We start from the raw sequence: 3639 nt of genomic DNA, 5'->3' as shown, positions 1-3639 counted from the left end.
TCTGCATCTTGCGCTTGTGGCGCTCGGCATCTCGCTGCTGGTCTGTCATGGGCTGTTTATCCCTCTGTCAGTGGTTGTGGCTGATGGCCGGACTGGAGGACATCAGATGGCGTAGGTCAACTTCAGCATCCAGTTGGCGTCATCTTCGTTGTATTTGGCCCAGCTACTGCCATTGGTGCGGTAGTGCTTGTCGAGAACATTGTTCACCTTCAACTGGGCCTTGAGCCTCGGGGTGACATCATAGCCAAAGCGCACATCGAGCAGCGAATAACCGCCCAGACTGTCGTCGTTGTTGGTGTCCAGGAAGCGCTCACTGCGGGCATTGAGGGACAGACCCAGATCCCAGCGGCCGAAGTCCCGCCCCACATCCACCAGCAGGGATTTCTTGGCGCGGCTGATCAGCACCTTGTCGGTGTCTTCGTCGCGGGGATCGGTATAGGAGAGGCTGGTGCTGATATCCCACTCACCCAGACAGGCGGCCAGCACCAGCTCCGCGCCCTTGATCTTGGCCTGGGCCACATTCGACGGGCGCCACACAAAGCTGTCGTCGGGGGCCCACTGGATCAGGTTGTCGACCCTGTTCTGATACAGGGACAGCTGCCAGTTCCAGGCTTCATAGTAGCCACTGAAATCGATTCCGTAGTTCTCCGACTCCTCTGGCATCACGTCGGGATTACCGGCCGAGAACATGCTTGGCGGCCAATACAGGTCGTTGAAGGTAGGTGCCTTGAAGCCCTCCCCCCAGCTCAGGGTTACCCGGTGGTAATCATCCACTTGGATGCCGAGGGCCAGGTTACCGGTGGTGTGGGTGCCGAAGGCCTCGTCATCGTCCTCGCGGATGCCCACCATGATATCGAAGATGGAGTAGCTGCCCTGGTACTGGGCAAAGGTCGCCCGGTTGTAGCGGTCGCTGACCGGATTGCCGTCGCTGTCCTGAAAGGCGTTACTCGAATCCAGGTCATCGTTGTAGAAATCAAAGCCCAGGGTGACCAGCTGCCCCTCGTAAACAGAAAAGTCGTTCTGCCAGGAGGCGCTTTCCCGCACGGTGCGGAAATCCCCATCGTTGAAACCGGTGAGGCCATCGATGCTGTCGCTGTCATCCACCGACTCCCCCAGGGAAACCCGGCTGCGCCACCAGTCGGTCAGGGGCGCATCGACCTTGAAGGCGATGTTCTGGATCCAGCTGTCCTGGTACAGGTCCTGAACGGATGAGCCGTCGTAGTAGTTGCGGGCATTGGCCTGCAGCAAGCTCAGGCTGATATCGAGGTCATTGGCAAAGCGGTAACCGAGGCTGCCATTGAAGGAACGGTTGCGATAGCCATCGTGATCGCGGTTGGTGCCGCTGTCGTCAAGCCGGCTGTCGATACCGTCGCTGTCCAGGTAGGAGGCATCGAAGGCATAGCGGAAATTTTCCAGGCCACCACCGACACTGGCGGCCACCCGCTGGGTATCGTTGGAACCCGTTTCCGTGGAAACACTGGCATGGGGTGCGCCCGATCCCTGCTTGGTGAAAATCTGAATCACGCCACCGATGGCATCGCTGCCATAGATGCTGGAGCGCGCACCGCGCACCACTTCGATGCGCTCGATCTGGCTGGGATCGAGAAACTGGAAGTTGGTGGAACCGAGGCTGGCACTGTTGATGCGCTGGCCGTCCACCAGGAACAGGGTGTGATCACTGTTGGTACCGCGCATGAACAGGCTGCTGGTGGAACCCATACTGCCGGAGCGGGTGACATCCACCCCCGGCAAATGATTGAACAGGTCGATCAAATCGACCGGCTGCAGGCGCTGGATATCCGCCTCGGTGAGCACGGTGACCGGTGCCAGGGTGCGGGAAATAGCTGTGGCGGTTCGGGTCGCGGTGACGACAATTTCTTCGGTGGGATGTTCGTCGGCAATAGCAACTGCAGAAAAAGCGATGGCAAAGGCCATCGATACGGGCAAAAAGGATTTCATGGAGTCTCCTCAAACGCTCAACCCCGAGCGAGTACAGGTGGAAGGTCCACGGGGAGACTGGGCGAGAAGACAACAGGGCTGTCTATACAACGCAACCACCCCCCGTGGTTCGTTTGCATAGCGACAGGCCGGTCTCCGGACTCATGAGCGGTTTCCCTGCCAGATCGCCTTCCCATGCAGGTGCACAGTGGCTGTGTGATCTGGCCCTTGAACCCGTATCAGGGGTTCACTCAATTACCGTTGCGGGGGCAGTGTTGGAATAGCCAACCACCTGATATACAAGGCGGTTATACGGCGCACCAACTTCCCGTTTCACCCACGGCGCCGGGCGGCGCGATGGGAACCTATTGCCAAAGCAAGGGCGTGGAATTTACGCCCGCGGGCGGGCAAAGTCAATTGCGGGGGAAATCAGCCGAGGGCTTCCAGGGCGTCGGTGAGCTTGCGCACCGGCACCACTTCCATACCCTTGATCGGCTGCCGCGGGGCATTGCCGGCGGGCACGATGGCCCGCTTGAAACCGTGTTTGGCGGCCTCCCGAAGACGCTCCTGGCCGTTCTGTACCGGGCGGATTTCACCGGACAAGCCGACTTCGCCAAACACCACCAGATCCCGGGGCAGCGGATGGTCGCGGAAGCTGGAAATCACCGCCAGAATCAATGCCAGGTCGGCGCTGGTTTCCAGCACCTTGACGCCGCCCACCACGTTGACGAACACATCCTGGTCGCCCACCATCACCCCGCCGTGGCGGTGCAACACCGCCAGCAGCATCGCCAGGCGGTTGTGCTCCAAGCCCACGGTGACCCGGCGCGGATTGCCCAGGTGGCTGTCGTCCACCAGCGCCTGCAATTCCACCAACAGCGGCCGGGTGCCCTCCCAGACCACGATCACCACGCTGCCGGAAGCCACTTCGTCGCCCCGCTGCAGGAAGATGGCGGAGGGATTGGACACTTCCCGCAGGCCCTTGTCGGTCATGGCGAACACGCCCAGTTCATTGACCGCGCCGAAGCGGTTTTTATGGCTGCGCAGGGTGCGGAAGTGACTGTCGCTGGAGCCCTCCAGCATCAGCGAACAGTCGATCATGTGCTCCAGCACCTTGGGGCCGGCCAGGCTGCCGTCCTTGGTGACATGGCCCACCAGTAGCAACACCGTACCGCTCTGCTTGGCGTGGCGCACCAGCATGGCGGCGCTCTCCCGCACCTGGGAGACACTGCCGGGCGCCGAAGCGATATCGTCCAGGTGCATCACCTGGATGGAATCCACCACCAGAATTTTCGGCGCCAGCCGGGCGGCGGTAGCACAGACGGTTTCCACCGCCGTCTCGGCCATGATCTGCAATTTGTCGGTGGGCAATCCCAGGCGATGGGCGCGCATGGCCACCTGCTGGGGAGACTCTTCACCGGTGACATAGAGCGCCGGCAGGGTTTCGGCGAGCTTGCAGAGGGTTTGCAGCAGCAGGGTGCTTTTGCCGGCACCAGGTTCACCCCCCACCAGAATGCAGGAACCGGGCACCAGGCCACCGCCCAGCACCAGGTCCAGTTCGGCGGTGCCGGTGCCGATGCGGGGGATATCCGCCAGCTCGATTTCGGCCAGGGTGCTGATCAGGCCATCCGCGGCGCCCGCGAATCCCGTGCTGCTGCGGCCACTCGCGCGGCTGACCGGCCCGAGCCTGACTTCGGCCAG

2 protein-coding genes and 1 riboswitch are annotated in these 3639 nt (G+C 61.7%); both genes read right to left on the bottom strand.

Annotation, left to right across the window (positions count from 1 at the left end):
* Nucleotides 1-102 precede the first annotated feature (102 nt).
* Nucleotides 103-1959 carry a TonB-dependent receptor domain-containing protein gene (locus ABY948_RS11645; RefSeq protein ID WP_461482703.1) on the bottom strand — a complete coding sequence of 619 codons (1857 nt, stop codon included), beginning with the start codon at nucleotides 1957-1959 and terminating at the stop codon, nucleotides 103-105.
* Between the two features lie 109 nt (nucleotides 1960-2068).
* Nucleotides 2069-2322, bottom strand: a riboswitch (cobalamin riboswitch).
* Between the two features lie 45 nt (nucleotides 2323-2367).
* On the bottom strand, nucleotides 2368-3639 hold a 1272-nt coding region (gene radA / locus ABY948_RS11640), incomplete at its 5' end, for a DNA repair protein RadA (protein WP_461482702.1).

The sequence above is a fragment of the Porticoccus sp. genome (assembly GCF_041592135.1).
GTDB lineage: Bacteria > Pseudomonadota > Gammaproteobacteria > Pseudomonadales > Porticoccaceae > Porticoccus.
The sequence above is the reverse complement of the archived record's forward strand: the minus strand, read 5'-3'. Positions and strand labels throughout refer to the sequence as shown.